Annotated in this window: 35 protein-coding genes; 33 read left to right on the top strand and 2 right to left on the bottom strand. The window is 57.8% G+C overall.

All coding sequences use genetic code 11. The features are described 5' to 3' along the window. The first annotated feature begins 21 nt into the window (after window positions 1-21). The 9 genes from G4C92_RS04890 (at window position 22) to G4C92_RS04850 (ending at window position 11,132) form a co-directional block, all read left to right on the top strand. Window positions 22-2,688: a valine--tRNA ligase gene (locus G4C92_RS04890; protein ID WP_274941468.1), complete on the top strand. Its 2,667-nt coding sequence runs from the start codon at window positions 22-24 to the stop codon at window positions 2,686-2,688. A 78-nt stretch (window positions 2,689-2,766) separates the two neighbouring features. Continuing rightward, on the top strand, window positions 2,767-4,962 hold the full coding sequence (locus tag G4C92_RS04885) for an LTA synthase family protein (protein ID WP_274941467.1): 2,196 nt from the start codon (window positions 2,767-2,769) through the stop codon (window positions 4,960-4,962). After that, window positions 4,959-6,266, top strand: coding sequence for a bifunctional folylpolyglutamate synthase/dihydrofolate synthase (locus tag G4C92_RS04880; protein WP_274941466.1), 1,308 nt, complete (start codon window positions 4,959-4,961; stop codon window positions 6,264-6,266). Before G4C92_RS04885 ends, G4C92_RS04880 begins: the two co-directional genes overlap by 4 nt. Continuing rightward, window positions 6,253-6,405 (top strand): hypothetical protein, encoded by a 153-nt coding sequence (locus tag G4C92_RS04875; RefSeq protein ID WP_274941465.1) that lies wholly within the window; start codon window positions 6,253-6,255, stop codon window positions 6,403-6,405. Before G4C92_RS04880 ends, G4C92_RS04875 begins: the two co-directional genes overlap by 14 nt. A 3-nt stretch (window positions 6,406-6,408) precedes the next feature. Continuing rightward, entirely contained in the window at window positions 6,409-8,085 is a 1,677-nt protein-coding gene (locus G4C92_RS04870) for a tetratricopeptide repeat protein (protein WP_274941464.1), read from the top strand. Then, window positions 8,082-9,005, top strand: coding sequence for a UDP-N-acetylmuramate dehydrogenase (gene murB, locus G4C92_RS04865; protein ID WP_274941463.1), 924 nt, complete (start codon window positions 8,082-8,084; stop codon window positions 9,003-9,005). Before G4C92_RS04870 ends, murB begins: the two co-directional genes overlap by 4 nt. A gap of 16 nt (window positions 9,006-9,021) precedes the next feature. Further along, a complete protein-coding gene (gene rapZ, locus G4C92_RS04860; protein ID WP_274941462.1) occupies window positions 9,022-9,987 on the top strand; it encodes an RNase adapter RapZ in 966 nt (321 codons plus the stop codon). Next, window positions 9,914-10,903, top strand: coding sequence for a DNA-binding protein WhiA (whiA, locus tag G4C92_RS04855; RefSeq protein WP_274941461.1), 990 nt, complete (start codon window positions 9,914-9,916; stop codon window positions 10,901-10,903). The genes rapZ and whiA overlap by 74 nt, the downstream gene beginning before the upstream one ends. Then, entirely contained in the window at window positions 10,872-11,132 is a 261-nt protein-coding gene (locus G4C92_RS04850) for an HPr family phosphocarrier protein (protein ID WP_274941460.1), read from the top strand. Before whiA ends, G4C92_RS04850 begins: the two co-directional genes overlap by 32 nt. A gap of 69 nt (window positions 11,133-11,201) precedes the next feature. Here the strand turns inward: G4C92_RS04850 and G4C92_RS04845 are convergent, their stop codons facing one another. After that, entirely contained in the window at window positions 11,202-12,107 is a 906-nt protein-coding gene (locus tag G4C92_RS04845; RefSeq protein WP_274941459.1) for a phosphatase PAP2 family protein, read from the bottom strand. Further along, window positions 12,108-12,866, bottom strand: a complete 759-nt coding sequence (locus G4C92_RS04840; RefSeq protein WP_274941458.1) for a GNAT family N-acetyltransferase — start codon at window positions 12,864-12,866, stop codon at window positions 12,108-12,110. It abuts the gene before it with no gap. Between the two features lie 290 nt (window positions 12,867-13,156). Here G4C92_RS04840 and G4C92_RS04835 point away from each other — a divergent pair, with 290 nt between their 5' ends. From G4C92_RS04835 to G4C92_RS04720, 24 genes are all read left to right on the top strand, one after another. Next, the gene (locus G4C92_RS04835) at window positions 13,157-14,425 is read left to right on the top strand and encodes a hypothetical protein (protein WP_274941457.1); all 1,269 of its coding nucleotides are present in this window, start codon (window positions 13,157-13,159) and stop codon (window positions 14,423-14,425) included. Between the two features lie 330 nt (window positions 14,426-14,755). Continuing rightward, window positions 14,756-15,073: a 30S ribosomal protein S10 gene (rpsJ, locus tag G4C92_RS04830; RefSeq protein WP_274941456.1), complete on the top strand. Its 318-nt coding sequence runs from the start codon at window positions 14,756-14,758 to the stop codon at window positions 15,071-15,073. Between the two features lie 51 nt (window positions 15,074-15,124). After that, on the top strand, window positions 15,125-15,760 hold the full coding sequence (rplC, locus tag G4C92_RS04825; RefSeq protein WP_274941455.1) for a 50S ribosomal protein L3: 636 nt from the start codon (window positions 15,125-15,127) through the stop codon (window positions 15,758-15,760). Between the two features lie 18 nt (window positions 15,761-15,778). Further along, the gene (gene rplD / locus G4C92_RS04820; protein WP_274941454.1) at window positions 15,779-16,399 is read left to right on the top strand and encodes a 50S ribosomal protein L4; all 621 of its coding nucleotides are present in this window, start codon (window positions 15,779-15,781) and stop codon (window positions 16,397-16,399) included. Continuing rightward, window positions 16,399-16,698, top strand: coding sequence for a 50S ribosomal protein L23 (gene rplW / locus G4C92_RS04815; protein WP_274941453.1), 300 nt, complete (start codon window positions 16,399-16,401; stop codon window positions 16,696-16,698). Before rplD ends, rplW begins: the two co-directional genes overlap by 1 nt. Before the next feature lie 64 nt (window positions 16,699-16,762). Then, window positions 16,763-17,620: a 50S ribosomal protein L2 gene (rplB, locus tag G4C92_RS04810; RefSeq protein ID WP_274941452.1), complete on the top strand. Its 858-nt coding sequence runs from the start codon at window positions 16,763-16,765 to the stop codon at window positions 17,618-17,620. Window positions 17,621-17,631: 11 nt separating this feature from the next. Beyond that, window positions 17,632-17,913, top strand: a complete 282-nt coding sequence (gene rpsS / locus G4C92_RS04805; RefSeq protein ID WP_274941451.1) for a 30S ribosomal protein S19 — start codon at window positions 17,632-17,634, stop codon at window positions 17,911-17,913. A 24-nt stretch (window positions 17,914-17,937) separates the two neighbouring features. Further along, the gene (rplV, locus tag G4C92_RS04800) at window positions 17,938-18,327 is read left to right on the top strand and encodes a 50S ribosomal protein L22 (protein ID WP_274941450.1); all 390 of its coding nucleotides are present in this window, start codon (window positions 17,938-17,940) and stop codon (window positions 18,325-18,327) included. A gap of 12 nt (window positions 18,328-18,339) precedes the next feature. Next, entirely contained in the window at window positions 18,340-18,999 is a 660-nt protein-coding gene (gene rpsC / locus G4C92_RS04795) for a 30S ribosomal protein S3 (RefSeq protein WP_274941449.1), read from the top strand. Between the two features lie 2 nt (window positions 19,000-19,001). After that, window positions 19,002-19,484: a 50S ribosomal protein L16 gene (gene rplP, locus G4C92_RS04790; protein ID WP_274941448.1), complete on the top strand. Its 483-nt coding sequence runs from the start codon at window positions 19,002-19,004 to the stop codon at window positions 19,482-19,484. Next, window positions 19,481-19,693, top strand: a complete 213-nt coding sequence (rpmC, locus tag G4C92_RS04785) for a 50S ribosomal protein L29 (RefSeq protein ID WP_274941447.1) — start codon at window positions 19,481-19,483, stop codon at window positions 19,691-19,693. Before rplP ends, rpmC begins: the two co-directional genes overlap by 4 nt. A gap of 3 nt (window positions 19,694-19,696) precedes the next feature. Next, window positions 19,697-19,954, top strand: coding sequence for a 30S ribosomal protein S17 (rpsQ, locus tag G4C92_RS04780; RefSeq protein ID WP_274941446.1), 258 nt, complete (start codon window positions 19,697-19,699; stop codon window positions 19,952-19,954). Between the two features lie 19 nt (window positions 19,955-19,973). After that, window positions 19,974-20,342, top strand: a complete 369-nt coding sequence (gene rplN, locus G4C92_RS04775; RefSeq protein WP_274941445.1) for a 50S ribosomal protein L14 — start codon at window positions 19,974-19,976, stop codon at window positions 20,340-20,342. A gap of 15 nt (window positions 20,343-20,357) precedes the next feature. Further along, window positions 20,358-20,669: a 50S ribosomal protein L24 gene (rplX, locus tag G4C92_RS04770; protein ID WP_274941444.1), complete on the top strand. Its 312-nt coding sequence runs from the start codon at window positions 20,358-20,360 to the stop codon at window positions 20,667-20,669. A 17-nt stretch (window positions 20,670-20,686) separates the two neighbouring features. Continuing rightward, the gene (gene rplE, locus G4C92_RS04765) at window positions 20,687-21,226 is read left to right on the top strand and encodes a 50S ribosomal protein L5 (protein ID WP_274941443.1); all 540 of its coding nucleotides are present in this window, start codon (window positions 20,687-20,689) and stop codon (window positions 21,224-21,226) included. Window positions 21,227-21,237: 11 nt separating this feature from the next. Beyond that, entirely contained in the window at window positions 21,238-21,423 is a 186-nt protein-coding gene (locus G4C92_RS04760) for a type Z 30S ribosomal protein S14 (protein ID WP_274941442.1), read from the top strand. A 27-nt stretch (window positions 21,424-21,450) separates the two neighbouring features. Beyond that, window positions 21,451-21,855 (top strand): 30S ribosomal protein S8, encoded by a 405-nt coding sequence (gene rpsH, locus G4C92_RS04755; protein ID WP_274941441.1) that lies wholly within the window; start codon window positions 21,451-21,453, stop codon window positions 21,853-21,855. An 85-nt stretch (window positions 21,856-21,940) separates the two neighbouring features. Beyond that, window positions 21,941-22,480, top strand: coding sequence for a 50S ribosomal protein L6 (rplF, locus tag G4C92_RS04750; RefSeq protein WP_274941440.1), 540 nt, complete (start codon window positions 21,941-21,943; stop codon window positions 22,478-22,480). A gap of 19 nt (window positions 22,481-22,499) precedes the next feature. Continuing rightward, window positions 22,500-22,868, top strand: a complete 369-nt coding sequence (rplR, locus tag G4C92_RS04745) for a 50S ribosomal protein L18 (RefSeq protein WP_274941439.1) — start codon at window positions 22,500-22,502, stop codon at window positions 22,866-22,868. A 17-nt stretch (window positions 22,869-22,885) separates the two neighbouring features. Next, window positions 22,886-23,404, top strand: a complete 519-nt coding sequence (gene rpsE / locus G4C92_RS04740) for a 30S ribosomal protein S5 (protein ID WP_274941438.1) — start codon at window positions 22,886-22,888, stop codon at window positions 23,402-23,404. 10 nt (window positions 23,405-23,414) lie between these two features. After that, window positions 23,415-23,603 (top strand): 50S ribosomal protein L30, encoded by a 189-nt coding sequence (gene rpmD, locus G4C92_RS04735; RefSeq protein WP_274941437.1) that lies wholly within the window; start codon window positions 23,415-23,417, stop codon window positions 23,601-23,603. Window positions 23,604-23,619: 16 nt separating this feature from the next. Then, window positions 23,620-24,060: a 50S ribosomal protein L15 gene (gene rplO, locus G4C92_RS04730; protein WP_274941436.1), complete on the top strand. Its 441-nt coding sequence runs from the start codon at window positions 23,620-23,622 to the stop codon at window positions 24,058-24,060. A gap of 1 nt (window position 24,061) precedes the next feature. Continuing rightward, the gene (gene secY, locus G4C92_RS04725) at window positions 24,062-25,378 is read left to right on the top strand and encodes a preprotein translocase subunit SecY (protein ID WP_274941435.1); all 1,317 of its coding nucleotides are present in this window, start codon (window positions 24,062-24,064) and stop codon (window positions 25,376-25,378) included. A gap of 88 nt (window positions 25,379-25,466) precedes the next feature. Beyond that, a complete protein-coding gene (locus G4C92_RS04720; RefSeq protein ID WP_274941434.1) occupies window positions 25,467-26,111 on the top strand; it encodes an adenylate kinase in 645 nt (214 codons plus the stop codon).

The following is a 26,111-nucleotide window of genomic DNA, read 5'->3' as shown; positions in this document are numbered from 1 at the left end:
AGTAAGGAGAAAGCTGACAACATGAAGAAGGAACTCGCAAAGACGTACGACCCGAAGGGACTGGAGGACCGTCTCTACCAGAAATGGCTGGACGGGGGCTATTTTCACGCGAAGGTGAATCCGGACAGGAAACCGTTCACGATCGTGATGCCGCCGCCCAACATCACGGGCCAGCTCCATATGGGGCACGCGCTCGATAACACGATGCAGGACATCCTGATTCGCTGGAAACGGATGCAGGGCTATGAGGCGCTGTGGCAGCCGGGTACGGACCACGCCGCCATCGCCACCGAGGTGAAGGTGACGAACGCGCTCCGCGAGAAGGGCATCGACAAGGAGAAGATCGGGCGGGACGAGTTCCTGAAGTACTGCTGGGACTGGAGAAAGGAGTACGGCGGCCGGATCATCCGCCAGCTGCACAAGCTGGGCTCATCGGCGGACTGGGAGCGGGAGCGCTTCACGATGGACGAGGGCTGCTCGGACGCGGTGCTCGAGGTTTTCCTGAAGCTGTATGAGAAAGGGTACATCTACAAGGGCTCGAGGATCGTCAACTGGTGCCCGAAGTGCCAGACCACGATCTCGGACGCCGAGGTGGAGCACGAGGACCAGGACGGCTTCTTCTGGCATATCAATTATCCCATCGTCGGCGAAGAAGGGCAGTTCGTGGAGATCGCCACGACCCGCCCGGAGACGATGCTCGGCGACACGGCCGTGGCGGTGAATCCGGAGGATCCCCGCTATCAGCATCTGATCGGGAAGCAGCTGCGTCTGCCGCTCACCGACCGGGTGATTCCGGTGATCACCGACGAATATGTGGACCGGGATTTCGGCACCGGCTGCGTGAAGATCACGCCGGCTCACGACCCCAACGATTTCGAGGTGGGGAAACGCCATCATCTCGAGGAGATCAACATTCTGAACGACGACGGCACCATGAACAGCCGCTGCGGCGTCTACGCCGGACTGGACCGCTACGAGGCCCGGAAGCGGATGGTGGAGGAGCTGGACCGTCAGGGCCTTCTGGTGAAGGTGGTGCCCCATACGCACGCCGTCGGTACCCATGACCGCTGCGGCACCACGGTGGAACCGATGATCAAGCAGCAGTGGTTCGTCCGTATGGACGAGATGGCGAAGCCGGCGATCGAGGCCGTGAAGAACGGCGATCTCACCTTCGTGCCGGAACGGTACACCAAGATCTATCTGCACTGGCTGGAAAATATCCATGACTGGTGCATCTCGAGACAGCTCTGGTGGGGCCATCGGATCCCGGCCTATTACTGCCGGCACTGCGGGAAGATGGTCGTGGCGAGGGAGATGCCGGATACCTGTCCGGACTGCGGCGGCCATGAGTTTGATCAGGATCCGGATACGCTGGATACCTGGTTCTCTTCGGCACTCTGGCCCTTCTCGACACTGGGATGGCCGAAGAAAACGCCGGAATATGACTATTTCTACCCGACGGACGTGCTCGTGACGGGCTACGACATCATCTTCTTCTGGGTCGTCCGGATGGTCTTCTCCGGCTATGAGCAGACCGGGAAGTGCCCGTTCCATCATGTCCTGATTCACGGACTGGTCCGGGATTCCCAGGGCCGGAAGATGTCGAAGTCGCTGGGCAACGGCATCGATCCGCTGGAGGTCATCGACCGGTACGGGGCGGACGCGCTGCGGCTCACGCTGATGACGGGGAATGCACCCGGAAACGATATGCGGTTCTACTGGGAACAGGTGGAGGCCAGCCGCAACTTTGCCAACAAGATCTGGAACGCGAGCCGCTTCATCATGATGAATCTGCCGGAGGGAGAGCTGAGCGCTCCGGATCAGGACGACTTCACCCCGGCGGACCGCTGGATTCTCTCCCGGCTGAACACCGTGATCCGGGATGTCACCGACAACATGGAGCGCTATGAGCTGGGCATCGCGGTGCAGAAGGTCCATGACTTCCTCTGGGATGAGTTCTGCGACTGGTACATCGAGATGGTGAAGCTCCGTTTCGGCGACACGACGGAGGAAGGACGCCGGGCGAAGAACGCGGCGCTCTGGACGCTGAAGAAGGTGCTGGGTGACTCGATGAAGCTGCTGCATCCCTTCATGCCGTTCATCACGGAGGAAATCTACTGCACGCTTTACCCGGACGCGGAGACGGTGATGACCGCGTCCTGGCCGGTTTTCGACCCGGCGCGCTCCTTCCCGGAGGACGAGAAGCTGATCAGCGGCTATCAGGAGCTTGTGCGCGGGATCCGCAACGTCCGGACGGAGATGAACGTGCCGGCGAAGACGAAGACCGATCTGATTCTCGTGGGACGGGACGCGGCCGCCACAGAGGAGCTCCGGAAGCTGACGGCGTCGCTGGGCGATATCGAGAGAATGGTTTTCGCCCGGACGATCACGGTGCAGGAGGACAAGACCGGCGTCGCGGAGGACGCGGTATCGGTGGTGACCAGCAGCGCGACAGCCTATATTCCGCTTGAAGAGCTGGTGGACCGGGAGAAGGAGATCGCCCGTCTGACGGCGGAGAACGAGAAGATGGATCGGGAGATCGCGCGGTCGAACGGTATGCTCGGCAACCCGAATTTCGTGAACAAGGCACCCGCGGCCAAGGTGGAGGCCGAGCGTGCGAAGCTGGTCGACTATCAGAACAGAAAGCGCCAGATCGAGGCGCAGCTTCAGCAGTATCAGGGGCACTGAAAGCGGATCGGAGGGGTGTCCGGAGCGAGTCGGAAGGCGCCGGCCGGCCTTTGGGGCCGGCCGGCGGACAGGTAAAGAATGAAGAAAGTACTGATGAAAAAGAAGACGAAATCCGTCAGCCCGGCGCAGGAAGAACGGAGAGCGAAAAGGACCGCGGCACTCAACCGGTACGCGCTGCTGCTCCACGGAATCTGCAGCGTACTCGGCTACTTCCTGATCGAGGCGATGGCGCGGCATTCGATTCCGGCCGCCTGGCAGTTTGCGGATGAGCGGACGAAGGTTTTCTTCTACAACGCGTTTCTGATTTTCGTGACGACGCTCCCGGCCTTTCTGATCCGGAAGAGGTCCTTTTACCGGCTGCTGGTGACGGTGTTCTGGTTTGCCCTCGGCGCGGCCAACGGCATCATACTGGCGAACCGGGTGACCCCGCTCACCGGGCCGGACTTCGGTATGATCAGCGAGGCGCTGAGCGTATCCGGAAAGTACTTCAGCAAATCCGTTACGATCATCCTTCTGGTTCTGATCGTACTCGGGCTGATCGCGCTGGTACGGTACCTGTTCACCTCGCCGTCCTACGGCGGACCGCTCCGCCTGCGGATCTGGATTCCCGTTTTCATCGGGTCCTGCGCCGCGCTGTACGGCTTCACTCAGTGGGGACTGGCCGCGAGACAGCTGTCCTCCTATTTCAGCAACATCGCGTCCGCCTATCTGGACTACGGTTTTCCTTACAGCCTCTCCGTGACGATCTTCGACACGGGCATCACCCAGCCGAACGGCTACTCGGAGAAGCTGGTGGAAGGAATTGTGGGTGAGGAAGGAAAGATCACGGAGACAGAAGCCTCGGATGACAAGCCGAACATCGTGATCGTCCAGCTGGAGTCCTTCTTTGACCCGACGCGGGTGAGAGGGCTGAAATTCAGCGAGGATCCGCTGCCCAACTGGCACAAGCTGTCGAAAACGTATTCGAACGGCTACTACACGGTGCCTACTGTGGGCGCCGGTACCGTCAACACGGAGTTCGAGACGCTGACGGGCATGAGCCTCCGCTTCTTCGGGGCCGGCGAGTATCCCTACAAGGGCATTCTCCGCAAGGAAACCTGCGAAAGCGCGGCCTTTGACCTCGCGAAGCTCGGATATTCGAGTCATGCCGTGCACAACAACGAGGCCAATTTCTACGGACGGCGGAAGGTGTACGCGAATCTCGGATTCAACTCTTTCACCTCCGGCGAGTACATGGATACGCAGAATGATGTCAACGAGAACGGCTGGATGCGGGACGAGAATCTGATCCGGCCCATCGAGGACGCGCTGGATTCGACGGACCATCAGGATTTCGTCTTCACGGTTTCCGTACAGCCGCACGGCGCGTATCCGACGGAGCCGACGATCGCCGATCCGAAGATCCGCGTGAGCGGAGCGGGGAGCGATGAGAAGAACTGCGCGTGGGAGTACTACACAAACCAGATCTACGAGGAGGACCGCTTCGTCGCGGATCTGATCGATGCGCTGAAGGAACGGGGCGAGCCGACGATCTGCCTGTTCTACGGCGATCATCTGCCGACGATGGGGCTTAGCGACCGCGACCTCAGGGGCGGAACGATCTTCCAGACGAACTATCTGATCTGGAGCAATCTGAACGGACAGAAGCGGAGCGTGAAGACGATCACTGCCTATCAGGCTGTGGCGGAGCTCTGCACGCGTCTCGGCTATCATATCGGCACGATGTTCAACTTCCAGCAGACGATGCAGAAGAACGAGAACTACCTCTACGACATGCAGGTGCTCCAGTATGATATGCTCTACGGGAAGCGGTACGTCTACGGCAAGACGAATCCGTTCTCGAAATCGGTGCTGGCGCTGGGCGTGAAGCCGGTCCGGGTGGACCGGGTCCAGAAGGTTTCCGCGAACGGTGTCTACTACGTATACGGGGAGAACTTCACCCAGAGCTGTAAGTTCCAGGTGAACAGCGAGCTCGCCGACACGACCTTCCTCGACAGCGGGACGCTGCTGGTGCGGAATGTGACGCTTCAGAAGGGAGACTGGGTCAACGTCGCCGTACAGAGCAACTCCAGCACGCACGGCATCCTGAGCACGTCCAACACCCTGGTCTACGGCGTCGGGCGTCTGGCGGATATGGGCACGGATGAGAAGACGGGTTCCGTTCCGGAAAGTGTGATGGCACAGGCGGAGTCCGTGCTCAACGATGCGGCGGGCAATGAACAGGAGCCGGCCTTTTCGGAAGCGGACAGGCAAATCAGAGAGAAGGCGTCATGACGTATCGGGAAGCGGTCGACGCGATCGAAGCGGTCGGCACGGAATCGATCAAGAATACAACCGAAGAGACACGCAGACTGCTGCATGCGCTGGGGGATCCGGATCGGCGGATTCCCCTCATCCATGTGGCGGGAACGAACGGAAAGGGGTCAGTCTGCGCCTATCTGGAATCGGTGCTGCGGGCGGGCGGACGCACCTGCGGCCTGTTTACTTCCCCGCATCTGCGCCGGATTAACGAGCGGTTCCGGATCGGAGGAGAAGAGATCGGAGATGAGGAGTTCGCCGGACTGTACGAACGGGTCAGGAACGTGATTGACCGGGAGGTGAGGGCGGGCGCGCCCGCACCGTCGTATTTCGAGCTGCTGTTTCTGATGGCCTGCACCTGGTTTTCGGAGCGGAAGGCGGATGCGGCGATTCTGGAGTGCGGCATGGGCGGTCTTCATGACGCGACGAACGCGATCGACCGTCCGGTGCTTTCCGTCATCACGTCGATCAGCCTCGATCATATGAAATACCTCGGGCAGACCATCCCGGAGATCGCGGCCCAGAAGGCCGGCATCATGAGACGGGGCGTGCCCTGCGTCTGCGACGGCTCCGACGAGGAGGCGCTTCCGGTTTTCCGGCAGTCCGCGGAGGAAGCCGGTTCGCCGCTCTACCCGGTTCTGCCCGCCGATTACAAAATCGAATCGCTTCGGAAGGGTGAGATTGATTTTTCCACATCCTTCCGCTATGATGGACATACGGCTTTTTCGGTCAGGGCCAACGCACCCTATCAGGTATCCAACGCGGCGCTGGCGCTGATGGCCCTGAAGGTTCTGCGTGAGACGGATCCGTCCCGCTTCGGGGATCTGACAGCCGATACGGTCCGAACAGGACTCCTGTCGATGCGCTGGCCGGCCCGGATGGAGGAGATTCTTCCCGGCGTCTATCTTGACGGCGCCCACAATCCGGACGGGATACGCCGGTTTCTCGAAGCCGCCGGATGCATTTTACAGGGAAAGAGAGGCGTGCTTCTGTTCTCAGCGGTCAATGACAAGGACTATTCCGAGATGATCCGGGAGCTGGCGCAGGGGCTCGACTGGTCCTGCATCTTCGTGACGGAGATCGAGGGATCGCGAAAATCCGATGCCGGGAGCCTTGTGGAACTGTTCCATCGCGCCGGGCGTCCGGACGCGGTGGCGGTGGCGGATTTCCGGGACGCCTTCCGGGAGGCGCGAAGGAGACAGGGCCGGGACCGGCTGTTTATCTGCGGCAGTCTGTATCTTGCCGGTGAGACGGAGGAGATAATCCATGATCAACTATGAAGAGGAACTGAAAAAATTCAAGCCGTCTCTGGACGTGGATGAGGCGGAAGGCGCCATCTACTCCCGGGATCTGACGGATGTGATCGATATTCTGAAGGAAATGCTGAAGGAGACCTCCACGAGTGAGAAGGGCAGATAATCGATGAAATGTATGAACTGCGGCGCGGAGCTGACGGATTCCGCGTACTGTCCGAAATGCGGCTGCGATGTCTCCGTTCAGAAGCAGGCAATCGTCCTGTCGGGGCTCTATTACAATCAGGGACTTGAGAAGGCTCAGGTGCGTGATCTGAGCGGCGCGATCGACCAGCTGAAGCGGAGTCTGAAATTCAACAAGCTGAACGTGCCGGCGAGAAATCTGCTGGGTCTCGTCTACTTCGAAACCGGCGAGGTAGTTGCCGCGCTCTCCGAGTGGGTGATTTCGAAGAACATCCAGCCGGAGGATAATATTGCGGCGGAGTATATCCGGATCCTGCAGCAGGACGCGAACCGGCTGGATATCATCAACCAGACGATCAAAAAGTACAACATCGCGCTCGAGAACTGCCTTGAGGGAAACGAGGATGTGGCGCTGATCCAGCTCAAGAAGATTCTGGCCCAGAATCCGAAGCTGATCAAGGGCTATCATCTGCTGGCGCTGCTCTATATTCATAAGAAGGAATACGAGAAGGCGAGGCGGCTGCTGAAGAAGGCGATTCGGATCGACCGGACGAACACCACGACGCTTCGGTTTCTTCATGAGGTTGATGAGCAGACGGGGACGGCGACTTCGCTTGAATCCCGTTTCCCGTTCCGCGGAAACCGGGAACCGGAACCTTCCGAACCGGATCCGGCCGGCTCGGAGCGGACGTCGGGATCGCCGGCCTTTTTCCGGGCGAACGGGGGAACGAGGAGCTTTTCCTTCCTTAATGTATTGCTGGGCGCGCTGATCGGCGCCGCGGCGATCTGGTTTCTCTTCATACCTGCCTATACGAAGAACATCAACCGGGCGGCCAACGAGAAAATCACCCGCTACTCGTCCGATATGGCGGTATACGCCTCCCAGATCCAGACGATGAACGACCAGATCAAGGCGTCGCAGGAAACGGTGGATACGGCGAAGGAGAAGATCGAGGCGGCGAACGCCAAATCGTCGAGCTACGACAACCTGATCTCCGCTCAGAACGCCTACAATAACGGGACATACGATACGGCCGCGGAGGCGCTCGCCGATATTGACGCCAGCCAGCTGTCAGCGGAGGCGAAGTCGGTTTATGACGGTCTGAGCTCCCAGCTGAAGGATTATCTGATGGCCGCCTACAAGAAGGTCGGACTCGAAGCCTTCTCGAAGGCGGACTACGCGTCGGCGATCACAAAGCTGGAGGCTGCCCGTGCGATCGACGCGTCGGATTATGATGTGCTCAATTACCTCGCTCATGCATACCGGCTCAGCGGCAATCAGGACAAAGCAGATGAGATCTTCACGCAGATCGTGCAGACATTCCCGAATTCGACGCAGTCGGAGAACGCGATGCAGTATCTGAGCGATGCCGCGAAGAAGAAGCTGAGCAGCGCCAGTTCGGACGCGGCCGACGGGACGGCGGCCGCCGCGGAGACGAAGAAGACCGGAGACGACGGGAACACAGACACGAATACGGATGAGAACAGCGGCGATGGCACCGGTGACACCGGAGACAATGACGGCGGCACCGATGAGGATCAGAATAATACAGGTGAAGACGAAGACGCGGAAGGCGATACCGGCGGTGACGAAGACGGCGGCGGGGACGTGACAGATGATACCGGCGATACGGAAGACGGGAACGGAGAAGCGGAACAATGAGCGGACTGACGTTTGCTGAGGCGCTTGAACAGATTGCCGGCCGCGGCGCGGTCCTCACGGATGAGCCGATGCGGCTTCATACGACGTTTCGGATCGGCGGTCCGGCGGATTACTTTGTGACGGTGCATTCGGCGGAGGAGATCCGGGACACACTGAAGCTCTGCCGGGCGCAGGAAATACCCTGCTTTCTGATGGGAAACGGGAGCAATCTGCTGGTTTCCGATGACGGTTTTCGAGGGACAGTGATCCGTCTCGGACGCGAGTACGGCGCGGTGCGCCCGGAGGGGGACGAGCTGGTCTGCGAGGCCGGCGCGTCGCTTTCGGCGATCGCGAGCGAGGCGCTGGCAAGACGGCTGACCGGCTTTGAGTTTGCGGGAGGCATCCCCGGAACCCTGGGCGGCGCCTGCCTGATGAACGCGGGGGCGTACGGCGGCGAGATGAAGCAGGTTCTGCGCTCCGTCGACTGTCTGACACCGGAAGGCAGGATGCGGACGGTTCCGGCAGCGGAGGCGGAGCTCGGTTACCGGCACAGCCGCTTCATGGACGACGGTTCGGTGATTCTCGGTGCGCGGATCGGGCTGACGGAGGGTTCGGAGACGGAAATCCGGCAGCGGATGGAGGAGCTCAGCCGGAAACGGAGAGAGAAGCAGCCGCTGACGATGCCCAGTGCCGGCAGCACATTCAAGCGGCCGGAGGGCTATTTCGCGGGCAAGCTGATTATGGACGCCGGACTCAGGGGCTACCGGGTCGGAGGCGCCCAGGTTTCCGAGAAACACTGCGGCTTTGTCGTCAATACCGGCGGCGCGACGGCCGCTGATGTCTGCCGGCTGATCTGTGATGTACGGGACCGGGTGAGGGACACGTCCGGTGTCACGCTGGTTCCGGAAGTGCGGTTTCTTGGGGCGGAAACGCCATGGTGAGAGCAGGAGGCAGGCGGTGCGGTTGGTCATTGTGACCGGAATGTCCGGCGCGGGGAAAAGTGTGGCGCTCCATCATCTGGAGGATGCGGATTACTACTGTGTGGATAATCTCCCGCTGTCGCTGATTCTGCCGTTTATCCGGATCGCTTCGGACGGGCGGGATGTCGAATATACGAAGTTCGCGGTTGGCATCGATGTCCGGAGCGGTCTTCGTCAGGCGGACTTCGAACGCGCCGCGGCGGAGATGAAGAAAGGGAACATCCGTTACGAAGTCCTTTTTCTTGATGCGTCGGATGAGACCCTGCTGAAGCGCTATAAGGAGACGCGAAGGACACACCCGCTTCAGGCAAGGGCCGGCGGCTCGCTGGAAAAGGCCATCGCGCTTGAGCGGCAGCAGCTTTCCTTCATCCGGGAGAAGGCGGACTATATCATCGATACGAGCAAGCTGCTGACCCGTGAGCTCCGTACGGAACTGATCCGGATCTTTGTCGAGGACCGGAATTACCGGAATCTGTATATCACGGTGCAGTCATTCGGCTTCAAGTACGGAATTCCGGCTGATTCGGATCTGGTGGTCGACGTCCGGTTCCTTCCGAACCCCTACTACGAGGCGGCGCTCCGGCCGCTGACCGGCAATGATCCGCCGATCGAGCGTTATGTCATGAGTCATCCGGAAAGCCGGGTCTTTATCGAGAAATATGTCGATCTCCTCAATTTTTTGATTCCGAACTATATCCGGGAAGGGAAAAACCAGCTCGTCATATCGGTTGGATGCACCGGAGGCCGTCACCGCTCGGTTGTGATGGCCAACGCGATCGCGGCCCGTCTCGCCGGCTCCCATCCAGAATACGGCGTGCGGATCGATCACAGGGATGTTGACAAGGACGGCGAGAGGAAGGAAGGCGGGCATGTCATTTTCGGCCGGGGTGAAGAAAGAGCTGGCCGGGACGGTTCCGGCCGCGAGGCATTGCCAGATTGCTGAGCTGGCGGCCTTCGTGCGGATGCTCAGCGCTCAGGAAAGAGCGGACGACGGGCTGCTCAGGTTCCAGACGGAGAACGAGTGGGCGGCGAGAAAGCTCTTTACTTTATCCAGACGAGCGTTTAAGATGAACATAGCTTTTTCCGAAACGCTTTCAAAGTCGGGAAACCGGACCATCTGGACGGGAACCGTACCGGACGCGGAGAGCGGACAGATGCTTCTCGCCGCGACTTCCCACAGCTCTGTGCTCCGCATGGAGTGCTGCAGAAAGGCGTTTCTGCGGGGCGCTTTCCTGTCCGCAGGCTCGATCAGCGCGCCGGAGAAGTACTATCATCTGGAATTCGTATCAAGAGATCCGGAAACGGCGGAGATGATCCGCGGGACGATGCGGTCTCTGGCGCTGGATGCCAGAATCGTCCGCCGAAAGGGCGACTTTGTGGTCTATCTGAAGGAGAGCGACCAGATCCTCGCGCTTCTCGGCGCGATGGGCGCATCGATTTCGTTTCTTAACATCGAGAACATACGGGTTTTGAAGGAGATGCGCGGCAGCGTCAACCGGCGTGTGAACTGTGAAACCGCCAATCTGAATAAAACCGTTGTGTCCGCAGTTCGCCAGATGGAAGACATCCGGTACATCCGTGACAGCGGAGGATTCGGGGAACTGACGCCCCAGCTGCGGGAGATGGCGGAGATCAGGCTTGCATATCCCGAGGCGTCACTGGCAGAACTGGGTGAGCATCTGAGTCCGCGAATCGGCAAATCCGGCGTCAACCACCGGCTGCGCCGGCTAAGCGCGTTCGCTGAGAATCTGCGTATGAGGCGGTCGGAGAATCAGACGTCCGGCCCTGGCTTCATAGATGAAGGCAAGTTTCAAGGAGGAAAGGATTATGACAAAGAGGGAGATTACGATTCGACTTGACAGCGGTCTGGAGACGAGGCCGGTGGCGCTGCTCGTGCAGATGGCCAGCCAGTTCCAGAGCGATGTGTATGTGGAATCAGACACCAGGCGGGTCAATGCGAAGAGCATCATGGGCATGATGACGCTCGGGCTTGACTCGGGATCCGAGGTGACAATCTCCGCGAACGGCGAGGATGAGAAGGAAGCGGTGGACAAGATCGCGGCCTACCTTACGAGAAGTCTTGGATGAAGAATGCGCAAAAGAAGGCGCCCCCGGAACGATTGTTCCGGGGGCGCCTTCTTTTGACAGCGAACGTGCTCATTGTCTGTCAAGCAGTCCTGTGCGGATGAGCACGGCAGGCGCCGCGCCGAAGAGCCACAGGCCGATCAGAGCGTAGCGGAGCGTGTCGAAGAGGAGAGAGTCGGGAAGCAGGGATGAGAGTCCGAACTCGAGAGCAAGGGCTCCTGCTGCCGCGACTACGAGGCGGATGATTTTTCCCGGCGTCGTACCGTCGGTCCGGAACGGTGTCAGCCGCTGGCCGAAAAGCATCACGCCGGCGAAACCGAGCCCGAGCCCGGCGGTCTTGAAGGCGTCGGCGGACATGACGGGATCAACTGTGCCGTTGCCCGCCAGCACGGCCCCCAGAAAGATCAGTATCGTGGAAAAACCGGTCAGAAAGAAGGCGAACAGCTCGCGGTTCAGCGGATTTTTCCGACTGAAGCGGCGCCAGAGCGGGAGTGTGACCATCGTAACCGCCAGAGTCAGGAGGAAGCCGGCCGCGACGTCCGAAGGCGTGTGACAGCCCAGATACATCCGGGAGAAGGCGACAAGCGCCATAAAGACGACAGCGGAGGCACGGACAGCTTTCTTCCTATTATAATAGATCACGGAAAGGCAGAGAGCTGCGGTGCTCTGCGTATGGATGCTGGGGAAGGAGTATCCGGTTGCCGTCGACAGCGCCATCGAAACAGGCCTGAACAGAGCGGTATCCGAGATGAGAATCCAGGGGCGCGGTACGTGGAAGACAATTTTCAGTCCCTGACAGAGCAGACCGGAAAACAGGAAGGCGAGCATCATCCCGTCAGCCCGGTTCTGATCATCGTTGAACCTGAGGAACGTGATGACGCCGACGACAAGAAAAGGCGTGCCGAGATAACTGATTCCCAGCGACAGATAATCGAGAAACGGGTTTCTCAGCCGCATAAGCAGTTCAAGAAAAGCCATTCAAACCTCCTTCACACGGAACCAGTACCGGTAGCTGTACCGGAAGCCGATCCGACGGTACAGGGCCTTTGCGCCGGCGTTGCCGCTGACGACCTGAAGATAAGCGCTGCTGGCCCCCTGCTTTCTTCCCTCTCTCAGAATGGTGCTCACGATGTTCCAGGCCAGGCCATGCCGGCGGTAAGTCTCATCCACATGAATCGCATAGACACCGACGGCGTCGCGGTCGAGGATCCCGAGTCCGGTTGCGACCACGCGTCCGCCGCTCCGTGCGAGCACCGCGATCTCGTCCATCGGAATGGCGTCGTACATCTGAGGCACGATGCGCCTGAAAACAGGATCAGACGTTCCTTTGAGCGCGAACAGCCCGTCGATCCACTCGAAGGTGACGCGGGGGAGAATCGTAAGCGGCATGGCGCCGGATCTGAGCTCCGGGAGACTGTCATCGGTCAGAGAACGGAGCATCACGTCGGTTGTGTGCTCGATCTGGTAGCCCAGCCCCTCCAGAAGAGGATCCGTCCCCGGGTCGCCCACCGGTGAAATCTTGAAGATACAGGGCGAATGCCAGTGGCGGTAGATCTGCTCGCAGACCGGAATCTTCCCGGCGAGCGGGAGCTGGGAAAGACCCAGCTGCTCGACGCAGTTTGTCCGGTGCGTGTAGAACGCGGAGTAACGGAGCACCCATCCGTCATAGAATTCGATCTGATAGGAAGGCCAGGCGTTGATGGAGAGATCTTCAATTTTCTTGATGTCGTCGTTCATCGATTCACGGACGTCCTTCCTGTCTGGACATGCAGCCGCCTGCGGGCGCGTCCGGGCGGCAGTCCGAATGCCGTCCGGTCCGGCCGCCGCCCCTGCATCCGGGGCTTGTACACGGCTTAAATTCCGTTTTATTATAAACGAATCGCGAACACGTGACAAGACGGTGCCCGGCAGGGAGGGCCGGCCGGCAGCGGGGAGAGCGCGGACTGCGGGAAAAAGAATATACTTTTTCCGAAGAAAATGATAAGATAGGGTAGACTGTGTGAACGAATCTACACAAGGAGACTGTCATGTCGAAATTTCTGAAGCTGATCGTCAATCTGTTTCTGATCGCCGCGATTCTGGTTGCGGTAGCGATTCTGGTCCCGCCGCTTGCGGGCATTACCACGACCATTGTGGACTCCTCCTCCATGGACACGAACCTGCCGCTTGGCTCCATCACGTATTCCACCGGCGTAGACGTGCATCAGCTTGAGGTGGGCGATGAGATCCTGAAGGTAAACGGCACATCGACCTATGCCTATTTTCTGAAGACCTGCGATCCCGACAAGGGCAGCTTTGAAGCGGTGAGCATCGCGGATCCGGCCGGCCAGCCGGAAACCATCAGCCTCCGGAACACGGTGTCCAAGGTCGCCGTGATGATTCCGTATATCGGCTACGTCCTGATCGCGATGCGCTCGATGGAAGGTGTGATCATCATCGCGCTGGTCGTGGTGCTGATGATCATCCTGTTCATCCTCTCGGAGCTCTGGAAACCGGACAGAGATGATGAGGAAGGAGAGGACGAGGAGGAAGTCGTGGCGGGTGGCCTTGACGCCGATGATCAGAGTGGAATCGACACCGCCGCGATCCGGGCTGCGGTGAAGGATAATATCGCTGCCATTAATCAGGAGGATGGCAGCGGGGAGCAGAATCAGAGCCGCGCCGAACGAAAGGCGGTGAAGAAGGAAAAACGCCGCAGGGAGAAGACAAAGGCTGCGCGGAGAGAGGAAACGCCTGAAGACACTTCGGAAGACACTGCGGCCGCCGCTCCGGAAAACGAAGTGGAAGATAAAACGGGATCAGCCGGTATGACAGCGGAGGAGGCCGGATTCTTCGGGGAGGACCTTGAAGCCGCGCTGACGCAGACGGCCGGAGCGCCGGCGGATTCGTCCGCAGCGGACGAAGCGTCCGGAGAGGCATCTGTCCCGGCGGAGGAAGAAAGCAGCGCGGAGAGCACGCCGGTTCCGGAGGACAGCCCGTCGTTCAACGAGCCGCCCGCCGGGTCCCATGTGTCGGACGTGGTGTCGGCTGTCGAAGAGGTGATGAAGGGCATCACGATCAACGAGCAGCGCCGGGAGGAAATTCCGCCTCTTGAGGAGGAAGCCGCTCCGGCCGCGCAGGCGGCGGAACAGATCGGAACGGAAACGCCGGACGACGGCAGCCGCTTCCGTAAAGTGAAGCGTCCCACGCTCGAGGAGATTGAGGAAGAGGTGAAGGAGGACGGCGGAACGGACGCCGATCTCAAAAAGGACCGGAACACAGGTGTGACGATCGTCGATTACACGGAGCTTCTGTGAGGAGGCGGAAGACGCCTGCAGCCAGAGATACGTCGGAAAAACAGCAAAAGATTGAACGGAAACCCCTTGCAATCGCAGGGGGTTTCCTGTATACTGGAATACGCTGTGACATGATAGCGATGAAGCGTGAGGTTGCTGCACATACGTTGCAGGTTTTCCGTGGAGCGAATGTCATGTAAGGATACTTGGCGACAAGTCACTGTGCTCGATAATCTTCCAAAAGGAAGAAGACCCGGGGAATTCATCCGGTCGGATGAGGACACGCCCGGCAATGTGTGCAGTCACCGCTTGTCGTACTCGCAAAAGTGCGAAAAGGAGGCGACTTTTTTTATGGCAAGTCAGGTAATGAGAATCACACTCAAGGCGTATGATCACACTCTGGTGGACGCGTCCGCGCAGAAGATCATCGAAACGGTCAGAAAACAGGGCGCGACGGTGAGCGGACCGGTCCCGCTTCCGACAAAGAAGGAAGTGGTTACGATCCTCCGCGCTGTCCACAATTTCAAAGACAGCCGCGAGCAGTTCGAGCAGAGAACGCACAAGAGACTGATTGATATCATTGCTCCGACCCAGAAGACGGTGGATGCACTGGCTCATCTGGAGATGCCGGCAGGTGTCTACATCGACATCAAGATGAAGAACAAGTAAACCATTAGAATGATTGCGCGAAAGCGTAATCCGCTGTAAGGAGGATTCAAGATGAAGAAAGCTATTCTCGCGAAGAAGATCGGCATGACACAGATCTTCAACGGGGACGGAACACTGACTCCGGTCACCGTTCTCGAAGCGGGACCGTGTGTGGTGACACAGGTCAAGACGAAGGATAATGACGGTTATTCAGCCGTTCAGGTCGGCTTCGAAGATATCAGAGAGAGCCTCGTCAACAAGCCGGCAAAGGGCGTGTTCGACAAGGCAGGCGTTTCCGTGAAGCGCTATGTCCGTGAGCTGAAGCTGGACAATGCGGAGGAGATGAAGCCGGGCGATGAAGTCAAGGCGGATATCTTCGCGGCGGGCGATCATGTCGACGCGACGGCTGTTTCGAAGGGCAAAGGCTTCCAGGGCGCGGTCAAGAGACTCGGCCAGCACAGAGGACCGATGAAGCACGGCTCCAAGTTCCACAGACATCAGGGTTCCAACGGAACTTCTTCCGATCCGAGCCGTGTCTACAAGGGCAAAGGCATGCCGGGCCATATGGGCAGCAAGCGCATCACGATCCAGAACCTCGAGGTCGTTCGCGTGGATGCGGAAAACAATCTTCTCCTTGTCAAGGGCGCCGTACCGGGCGCTAAGAAATGCCTTGTGACGATCAAGGAGACCGTAAAGTCGAGTAAGTGATAAGGAGGACGAATTACAATGGCTAACGTATCTGTATATAATATGGATGGCCAGGAAGTCGGTACGATGGAGCTCTCTGATGAGATCTTCGCGGCACCGGTGAAGGAAAACCTGGTTCATCAGGCGGTCGTGCTTCATCTGGCAAATATGAGACAGGGCACGCAGAAGGCCAAGACGCGCTCCGAGGTTTCCGGCGGCGGCATCAAGCCGTGGAGACAGAAGGGCACGGGCCACGCGAGACAGGGCTCCATCCGCGCTCCGCAGTGGAGACACGGCGGCGTCGTCTTCGCTCCGGTTCCGAGAGACTACTCCTTCAAGATGAACCGCAAGGAGAAGCGGGCGGCGCTGAAGTCCGTCCTCACGTCCAAGCTGCAGGAGAGCAACCTGATCGTGGTGGATTCGATTGCGTTTGACGACATCAAGACGAAGAACATGGTCAGAGTCATGAAGGCTCTGAAGGCCGAGAAGGCTTATGTCGTGCTGAACGGCGCGGACCGGAACGTCTTCCTCTCCACGAGGAACCTCCCGAACGTGAGACTGTCCCAGGCGGGCACGCTCAGCGTTTACGACATCCTGAAGTATGAGAAGCTGGTTCTGACTCAGGACGCGGTCAGGACGATCGAGGAGGTGTTTGCATAATGGCAGATCTGAAATATTACGACGTCATTCTGAAGCCGGTCGTGACGGAAAAGAGCATGAACCAGATGTCCGACAAGAAGTACACCTTCCTCGTTCATCCGGATGCCAACAAGAGCCAGATCAAGGAAGCTGTCGAGAAGATGTTCGACGGAACGAAGGTCAGCCGTGTCAACACGATGAATCTTGACGGCAAGACGAAGCGCAGAGGCGCAACGTTCGGAAAGACCGCAAAGGTCAAGAAGGCGATTGTCACTCTGACAGAGGAAAGCAAGGAGATCGAGATCTTCAGCGGTCTTTGATTTCCGGCGGACCACAATATGCGCATCAGAAGCGCGATAACAAATCCAAAGAAGGAGAACGGATATGGGCATCAAATCCTACAGACCATATACACCGTCCAGAAGAAACATGACCGGCTCGGATCACAGCGAGATCACGAAGTCCGTGCCTGAGAAATCTCTGACGGAGTCACTCAAGAAGAACGCAGGCCGCAACAACCAGGGCAAGATCACCTGCCGGCACCGCGGCGGCGGAAACAGAAGAAAATACAGAATCATTGACTTCAGACGCAACGGTAAGGACGGCATGCACGCCGTCGTCAAGGCGATCGAGTACGATCCGAACCGTACCGCAAACATCGCGCTGATCTGCTATGAAGACGGCGAGAAGGCTTACATCCTCGCTCCGGAAGGACTGAAGGTCGGCGCGACCGTGGTCAGCGGAGAGGATGCGGAAGTCAGAGTCGGCAACTGCCTGCCGCTCGCGAAGGTTCCGGTCGGCTCTCTCGTCCACAATATCGAGCTTCAGCCGGGCCGCGGCGGCCAGATGGTCCGCGCAGCGGGCAACGCCGCACAGCTGATGGCGAAGGAAGGCGGATACGCCACGCTTCGTCTTCCCTCCGGCGAAATGAGAATGGTTCCGATCGAGTGCCGTGCCACCATCGGCTCCGTAGGAAACGGCGACCACAACCTGATCAACATCGGCAAGGCCGGCCGCAAGAGACATATGGGTATCCGTCCGACGGTCCGCGGTTCTGTCATGAACCCGAACGACCATCCGCACGGCGGCGGCGAAGGTAAGGCTCCTGTCGGACGTCCGGGTCCGTGCACGCCGTGGGGCAAGCCGGCTCTGGGCTACAAGACGAGACCGCATAAGAAGCAGTCCGATAAGCTGATCGTGAGAAGAAGAAACGGCAAGGGCGCCGGTACGGCTGGTAAATAAGGAGGAGAAACATGGCACGTTCACTGAAGAAAGGACCTTTCGCAGACGCCTATCTGCTCAAGAAGGTGGATGCTCTTAACGCCAGCGGCGACAAGGCGGTCATCAAGACCTGGTCCCGCCGTTCGACGATCTTCCCGAGTTTCGTGGGACATACATTTGCAGTTCATGACGGCAGAAAGCATGTTCCGGTCTATGTGACAGAGGACATGGTCGGCCATAAGCTGGGCGAGTTCGTTGCAACCAGAACGTACAGAGGCCATGCCAAGACCGAGTCCAGGACATCTGTCAGGTAAGACTGATTCGAAAGGAGATTTATCATGGCAAAAGGACACAGATCCCAGATTAAGCGGGAGAGAAACGAAACAAAGAGAGAGACGAGACCGTCTGCCCGTCTTTCCCACGCCAGAATGTCCGTCCAGAAGGCCTGCTTTGTTCTGGACGCGATCCGCGGGAAAGATGTGGAGACCGCGCTCGGCATCCTTGAATACAGCCCGCGTTACGCATCCGGCGTGATCAAGAAGCTTCTTGAGTCCGCTGTGGCGAACGCAGAGAACAACAACGGCATGAACCGCAGCAACCTTTATGTCGCGGAGTGCTATGCCGGCCGGGCGACGACGATGAAGAGAATCCAGCCGAGGGCTAAGGGCCGCGCGTACCGTATCCTGAAGCGCACCAGCCACATCACGGTTGTTCTGGATGAGAAGTAAAGGAGGACTTACATGGGTCAGAAAGTAAATCCGCACGGCCTTCGTGTCGGTGTGATCAAGGATTGGAGCTCCAAATGGTACGCGGGCGACAAGGAATTTGCTGATTATCTTGTCGAGGATCACAAGATCAGAACGTTCCTGAAGAAGAGACTGTACAGCTTCGGTGTCTCCAAAATCGATATCGAGCGCGCCTCCGATCGTGTCAAAGTTACGATCTACACCGCGAAGCCGGGTCTTGTCATCGGCAAGGGCGGCGCTGAGATCGAGAAGCTGAGAGCGGAGCTTGCCAGGATGGTAGGCCACAGAGTGCTCGTCGACATCAAGGAGATCAAGCGTCCGGATCGTGACGCGCAGCTCGTCGCCGAGAACATCGCGCTTCAGCTCGAGAACCGTATTTCCTTCCGCCGCGCGATGAAGTCCACGATGCAGAGAACGCTGCGCGCGGGGGCCAAGGGTGTGAAGACTTCCGTGGCCGGCCGTCTCGGCGGTGCGGATATCGCACGCAAGGAAACCTACAGCGAGGGCACCATTCCGCTGCAGACGCTTCGCGCTGATATCGACTACGGCTTTGCAGAGGCGGATACGCAGTACGGCAAGGTCGGTGTGAAAGCGTGGGTCTACAACGGCGAAGTCCTTCCGACAAAGTCCGCAGGCGAAGGGAGTGAACAGTAATTATGTTAATGCCGAAGAGAGTAAAGCACAGAAAGCAGATGCGCGGTTCCATGAGAGGAAAGCCGACCAGGGGAACCAGAATCGCCTACGGCGAGTTCGGTCTTGTGGCCACCGAGCCGTGCTGGCTGAAGTCCAACCAGATTGAAGCTGCCCGTGTGGCGCTGACCCGTTATCTGAAGCGCGGCGGCAAGGTCTGGATCGATGTATTCCCGGACAAGCCTGTGACGGCAAAGCCGGCTGAGACCCGAATGGGTTCCGGTAAGGGCGCTGTCGATTACTGGGTAGCGGTCGTCAAGCCGGGCCGTGTCCTTTTCGAGATCGCGGATGTCGCCGAGGCTGACGCGAAGGAGGCTCTGCGTCTCGCGATGCACAAGCTGCCGTGCACCTGCAAGATCTGCTCGAGGGAACAGCTTAACAGCCAGAATGAAGAAAGCGCACCCGCATCCGCGGCTGCACCGGTCGAAGAAGGCGGTGAAGAGGCATGACGAAGAACAGCAAGTATGTAGAGGAACTGAGAACAAAGTCTGCAAATGAGCTGAACGAGGAGCTCGTCGCAGCGAAGAAGGAGCTCTTCAACCTGAGATTCCAGAACGCGACGAATCAGCTTGACAATACAGCCAGAATCAGGGAAGTCCGCAGGAACATTGCCAGAATCCAGACTGTCATTGCACAGCAGTCCGTAAAGGAGGCATAATCGATGGAAGAAAGAAACCTTAGAAAGACGCGCGTGGGCAAGGTCGTCAGCAACAAGATGGACAAGACCATCGTTGTCGCCATCGAGGATCATGTGCAGCATCCGCTCTACAAGAAGATTGTGAAGAAGACCTACAAGCTCAAGGCTCATGACGAGAAGAACGAGTGCAATATCGGCGACACCGTGAAGGTCATGGAGACCAGACCGCTCTCCAAGGACAAGAGATGGAGACTTGTACAGGTAGTCGAGAAAATCAAGTGATTTCGGGAGGATTCTTAGTATGATTCAGCAGGAAACCAGACTGAAGGTCGCCGATAATACCGGTGCGAAGGAAATCCTCTGCATCCGTGTCAACGGCGGTTCGACAAGAAGATATGCGTATATCGGTGATACCATCGTTGCCACGGTCAAAGATGCAACACCCGGAGGCGTTGTAAAGAAGGGCGATGTCGTCCGCGCGGTCGTGGTCCGCACGAAGCACGGCGCACGCAGAAAGGACGGTTCCTACATCAAGTTTGATGAGAATGCAGCCGTCATCATCAAGGACGACAACACCCCGAGAGGAACCCGTATCTTTGGACCGGTGGCCCGTGAGCTCCGCGAGAAGCAGTTCATGAAGATTGTTTCTCTTGCTCCGGAAGTGTTATAAGGAGGAACCTCATAGATGGCATCTTTAAAGATCAAAAAAGGTGATACCGTCAAGGTCATCACCGGCAAAGACAAGGACAAGGAAGGCAAGGTACTTTCCGTCAACGTCAAGAAGAACAGAGTCGTCGTCGAGGGCGTCAACATGGTGACCAAGCATCAGAAGCCCAGCGCGCAGAATCAGCAGGGCGGCATTGTCAACAAGGAAGCCCCGATCGACGTTTCCAACGTCATGTATCTGCACAAAGGAAAGCCGACACGCGTCGGGTTCCGCTATGAGGACGGCAAAAAGGTCCGCTTCGCCAAGTCTACCGGCGAGACGATCGAGTGAGAAGGGAGGCCAGGAGCTTGAGCAGACTGAAAGAACAGTACGACAGCGAGATCGCTGCCGCAATGCAGAAGAAATTCGAGTACAAGAATCCGATGGAGATCCCGAAGCTGGTCAAGATCGTCGTCAATATGGGCGTCGGCGAAGCCAAGGAGAACGCGAAGCTGCTTGACGCGGCTGTCGCGGACATGGAGACCATCACCGGCCAGAAGGCCATCCGTACCAAGGCGAAGAAGTCCATCGCCAATTTCAAGATCCGTGCCGGCATGCCGATCGGCTGCAAGGTCACGCTTCGCGGCGAGAGAATGTACAACTTCGCCGACCGCCTGATCAACCTGGCTCTTCCGCGGGTCCGCGACTTCCACGGTGTCAGCCCGGATTCCTTCGACGGACGCGGCAATTATGCATTAGCTATCAAGGAACAGCTCATCTTCCCGGAAATCGAGTACGACAAGGTCGACAAGGTCCGCGGAATGGATATCATCTTCGTCACGACAGCCAAGACGGACGAGGAAGCGAAGGAACTGCTCCGGTTATTCAATATGCCGTTTGCCAAGTAAGGAGATAGAATATGGCTAAAAAATCGATGAAGTTAAAGCAGGCCAGAAAGCCGAAGTTCTCTACCAGAGAATATACACGCTGCAGAATCTGCGGACGCCCGCATTCCGTTCTGAAGAAGTACGGGATCTGCCGTATCTGCTTCCGTGAGCTTGCCTACAAGGGCGAGATTCCGGGCGTGAAGAAAGCATCCTGGTAAAGAATAAACGAAAGGAGAGTCATAAGAATGACGACGACGAACGATCCTATCGCAGATATGCTTACGAGAATCCGTAACGCCAATACTGCAAAGCATGATACAGTCGATGTCCCGATGTCAAAGATGAAGCTTTCCATTGCTGACATTCTTGTTGACGAAGGCTATGTCGCAAAGTACGATATTGTCGGCGAAGGCGTTCAGCGGGTGATCAGGATCACGCTGAAGTACGGCGCGGACAAGAACGAGAAGATCATCTCCGGCCTGAAGAGGATCTCCAAGCCCGGTCTCCGGATCTACGCAGACAGCGAGAACCTTCCGAAGGTGCTTGGCGGGCTTGGTACAGCCATCATTTCCACCAGCAAGGGCGTGATGACGGACAAGGCGGCAAGAAAGCAGAATGTCGGCGGCGAGGTGCTTGCGTACATCTGGTAATTCAAACCGGATATCAGCATACGCTGACTGAAAACAGAGGGGCGGCAGACGCTCCCCGGACAATCTAAGTCAGGAGGATAGAAATATGTCACGAATCGGCAAGCTTCCGGTCGTTATCCCGGCCGGCGTCACTGTCGAAATTAAGGAAGGCAACACGGTCACCGTGAAGGGACCGAAGGGGTCGCTGGAGAGAACCTTTGTTCCGCAGCTCACGATCGAGCAGAAGGAAAATGAGGTTGTCGTCACCAGACCGGATGACAAGAAGGAGACCAAGGCACTCCACGGTCTCACCCGTGCGCTCATCCACAACATGGTCGTCGGTGTCAGCGAAGGCTACACGAAGACACTGGAAGTCAACGGTGTCGGCTACAAGGCACAGAAGCAGGGCAAAAAGCTCGTCCTTTCTCTTGGATACAGCCATCCGGTCGAAATGACCGATCCGGAAGGTCTTGAGTCCAAGGTTGACGGCAACAAGATCATCGTCTCCGGCATCAGCAAGGAGCAGGTCGGTCAGTATGCCGCGGAGATCCGTTCCAAGAGAGCTCCGGAGCCGTACAAGGGCAAAGGCATCAAGTACGACTATGAGGTGATCCGCCGCAAAGTCGGTAAGACCGGTAAAAAATAAAGAAAGGAGAGCATGACATATGATTAACAAACGTTCAAGAAGCGCACTTCGCGTGAAGAAGCACAGCAGACTGCGTTACTACATCAGCGGCACGGCTGAACGTCCGAGACTGGCCGTGTTCCGCAGCAACAAGCATATGTATGCGCAGATTATCGATGACAGCGAGGGCAGGACGCTTGTGTCCGCCTCCACTCTCCAGGCGGATGTCAAGGACGGACTCACTTACACAGACAATGTGGAAGCAGCTGCCAAGGTCGGCAAGGTCATCGGCGAGAAGGCTGTACAGGCCGGAATCAAGAAAGTCGTCTTTGACCGCGGCGGGTTCATCTATCAGGGCAAGGTCAAGGCGTTGGCGGACGCGGCCAGAGAAGCCGGCCTTGAGTTCTAACAGGAGAGGATAATCAGATGAGAGCAAACGAGGATAGAAGAAGAGACAAAGACGACAACGGCATGGAAGACAGAGTCGTTGCGATCAAGCGTGTCACGAAGGTCGTAAAGGGCGGTCGCAACATGCGGTTCTCGGCTCTGGTCGTCGTCGGCGACGGAAACGGCCATGTAGGCGCCGGACTTGGCAAGGCGGCTGAAATTCCGGAAGCGATCCGCAAGGGCAAGGAAGATGCCATGAAGCATATGATCACGGTTGCCCGGACGGATTTCAAGAGCGTCACGCATGACAACATCGGGAAATACGGCGGAGCGACCGTGCTCCTCAAGAGAGCTCCGGAAGGTACCGGCGTCATCGCCGGCGGCCCGGCCCGTGCGGTCATCGAGCTCGCGGGCATCACGAACATTCGTACGAAGTCCCTGGGCTCCAACAACAAGCAGAATGTGGTATTCGCTACGCTCGCCGGTCTGAAGCAGATCAAGACGCCTGAGGAAGTCGCTCGTCTTCGCGGCAAGACCGTCGAAGAGATTCTGGCGTGAGGAGGCAGACATGGCAGATAAGAAATTAAAGATCACACTTGTGAAATCCACCATCGGCGCGGTCCCGAAGAATAAGAAGATCGTTGAGTCCATGGGCTTCCATAAGCTCAACTCCAGCGTCATTCTTCCGGATAACGCCGCAACACGCGGACAGCTGGCGAAGATCGGCTATCTTGTCAAGGTTGAAGAAGTCGAATAACTGGGGAGGTACGAGTATGGATTTATCTAATTTATCACCGGCGGAAGGCTCCCGGATGAATGACAACTTCCGCAGAGGCCGCGGTCACGGATCCGGCAACGGCAAGACGGCAGGCAAAGGCCACAAGGGCCAGAAGGCACGTTCCGGCGCGCCGAGACCGGGCTTTGAAGGCGGTCAGATGCCTCTGTACAGACGCCTTCCGAAGAGAGGCTTCACGAACAGAAACACCAAGGTCATCACTGCAATCAACGTGGATGTTCTGAACCGTTTTGAGGACGGAACAGAGGTGACCCCGAAGCTCCTTATCGAGAGCGGTGCGGTTTCGAAAATCGTGGACGGCGTCAAGATTCTCGGCGGTGGCGAGCTGACGAAGAAACTGACCGTGAAGGTCAACGCGGTGAGCGGGAGCGCGAAGAGCAAAATCGAGGCGGCAGGCGGTACAGTCGAGGTGATCTGAGATGTTCAAAAAGATGATTGACGCTTTCAAAGTGAAGGATATACGGCACAGGCTCGGATTTGTTCTCCTGTGCCTGGTCATCATCAGAATAGGCTCCCAGATTCCGGTTCCGGGCGTGAACAGCAGCTACTTCGAGTCATGGTTCAAGCAGAATGCTGGTGACGCGTTCAATTTCTTTGACGCGTTCACCGGCGGCTCTTTCTCGAGCATGTCGATTCTGGCTCTGTCGATTACGCCTTACATCACTGCATCCATTATCGTTGAACTTCTTACGATCGCGATCCCCGCACTTGAAGAGATGCAGCGCGACGGCGAGGACGGAAGAAAGAAGCTGGTAGCGATCACACGCTACCTGACAGTCGGTCTTTCACTGTTCGAATCCGTCGCAATGGCTGTCGGCTTCGGTAATCAGGGACTTATCCCGAATATGAATTTCGCGAAGGCATTCACAGTTGTGGTATGCCTCACAGCAGGCTCCTGCTACCTGATGTGGGTCGGCGAGCAGATGACGGAAAAGGGCGTGGGCAACGGTATTTCCATGGTCCTTGTCATCAACATTCTCTCCCGTGTCCCCCAGGATCTCACGAGCCTTTATGAAACCTTTGTTTCTGGCAAGACCGTCGCGAGAGCCGCGCTTGCGATCCTGATCATCGCCGTCATTCTGATTGCAATGGTCGTGATGGTCGTCGTGCTTGACGGTGCTCAGAGGCATATTCCGGTGCAGTATTCCAGAAAGACGGCCGGAAGCCGGATGATCGGCGGGCAGAGCACGCATATTCCGCTGAAGATCAACACAGCGGGCGTGATTCCTGTCATCTTCGCCTCATCCATCATGTCCTTCCCCGGCATCATTGCCACGTTCATGGGCAAATCCAATGTCGGCGGCTGGGCGGGCACTGTGCTTGGCATCCTGAGCGAGAGCAACTGGTTCGACCGGACCCGTCCGGTGTATACCATCGGTGTCGCGATCTATATTGTGCTCGTCATTTTCTTTGCCTACTTCTACACATCGATCACCTTCAATCCGCTTGAGGTGGCGGACAACATGAAGAAGCAGGGCGGCTTTATCCCCGGCATCCGTCCGGGTAAGCCGACGGTTGACTATCTGACGCAGATTCTGAACTATATCATCTTCATCGGAGCGGTCGGCCTGACGATCGTCGCTGTGATTCCGTTCGTCTTCAACGGCCTGTTCGGAGCGAGCGTGTCATTCGGCGGCACCTCGATCATCATTATTGTCGGTGTCCTTCTGGAGACCGTCAAGCAGATTGAATCCATGATGGTCGTGCGCAACTACAAGGGATTTTTGAGCGAATAACGGGATCATTCCGGGGAACGCCCGCTGCGGCGGGCGTTCCCCGGGTTTGACTTATATAAGTGTCATTCCGACAGAAGAGGAGGTTCGAATGAGACTGATCATGCTAGGAGCCCCGGGCGCCGGCAAGGGAACGCAGGCTGCCAGAGTGGCCGAACGTTTCCGGATCCCGCATATTTCAACCGGCGACATCTTCCGGGCGAACATCAAGAACGGAACGGAACTGGGCAAAAAGGCTAAGAGCTATATGGATGCCGGAGAGCTCGTGCCGGACGAACTTGTCTGCGATCTCGTAGCGGACCGTATCGCGCAGCCGGACTGCGGGGAAGGCTTCATTCTGGATGGATTCCCGCGCACGATCCCGCAGGCCGAGGCGCTTGACGAGGCAGTGAGAAAGGCCGGAACACCGATCGATTTCGCTGTCGACATTGAGGTGCCTGACGAGCATATCATTTCCCGCATGGGCGGAAGGAGAGCCTGTGTTTCCTGCGGGGCGACCTATCATGTCGTCTACAATCCGCCGAAGAAAGAGGATGTCTGCGACCGCTGCGGCGGAAAGCTGGTGCTCCGGGATGATGACCGTCCGGAGACCGTTAAGAATCGTCTCGATGTTTATCACGCCCAGACGCAGCCGCTGATTGACTATTATAAGGATAAGAAGGTTCTCGTCACAGTAGACGGCACGCAGTCCATGGACGACGTATTCAGCGCGATTCTGGAGAAGCTGGGTGAATAA

The sequence above is a fragment of the Chordicoccus furentiruminis genome (assembly GCF_019355395.1).
Classification (GTDB): Bacteria; Bacillota; Clostridia; order Lachnospirales; family Lachnospiraceae; genus Chordicoccus; species Chordicoccus furentiruminis.
Note: the sequence above shows the minus strand (reverse complement) of the source record. Positions and strands in the feature narration are given on the sequence as shown.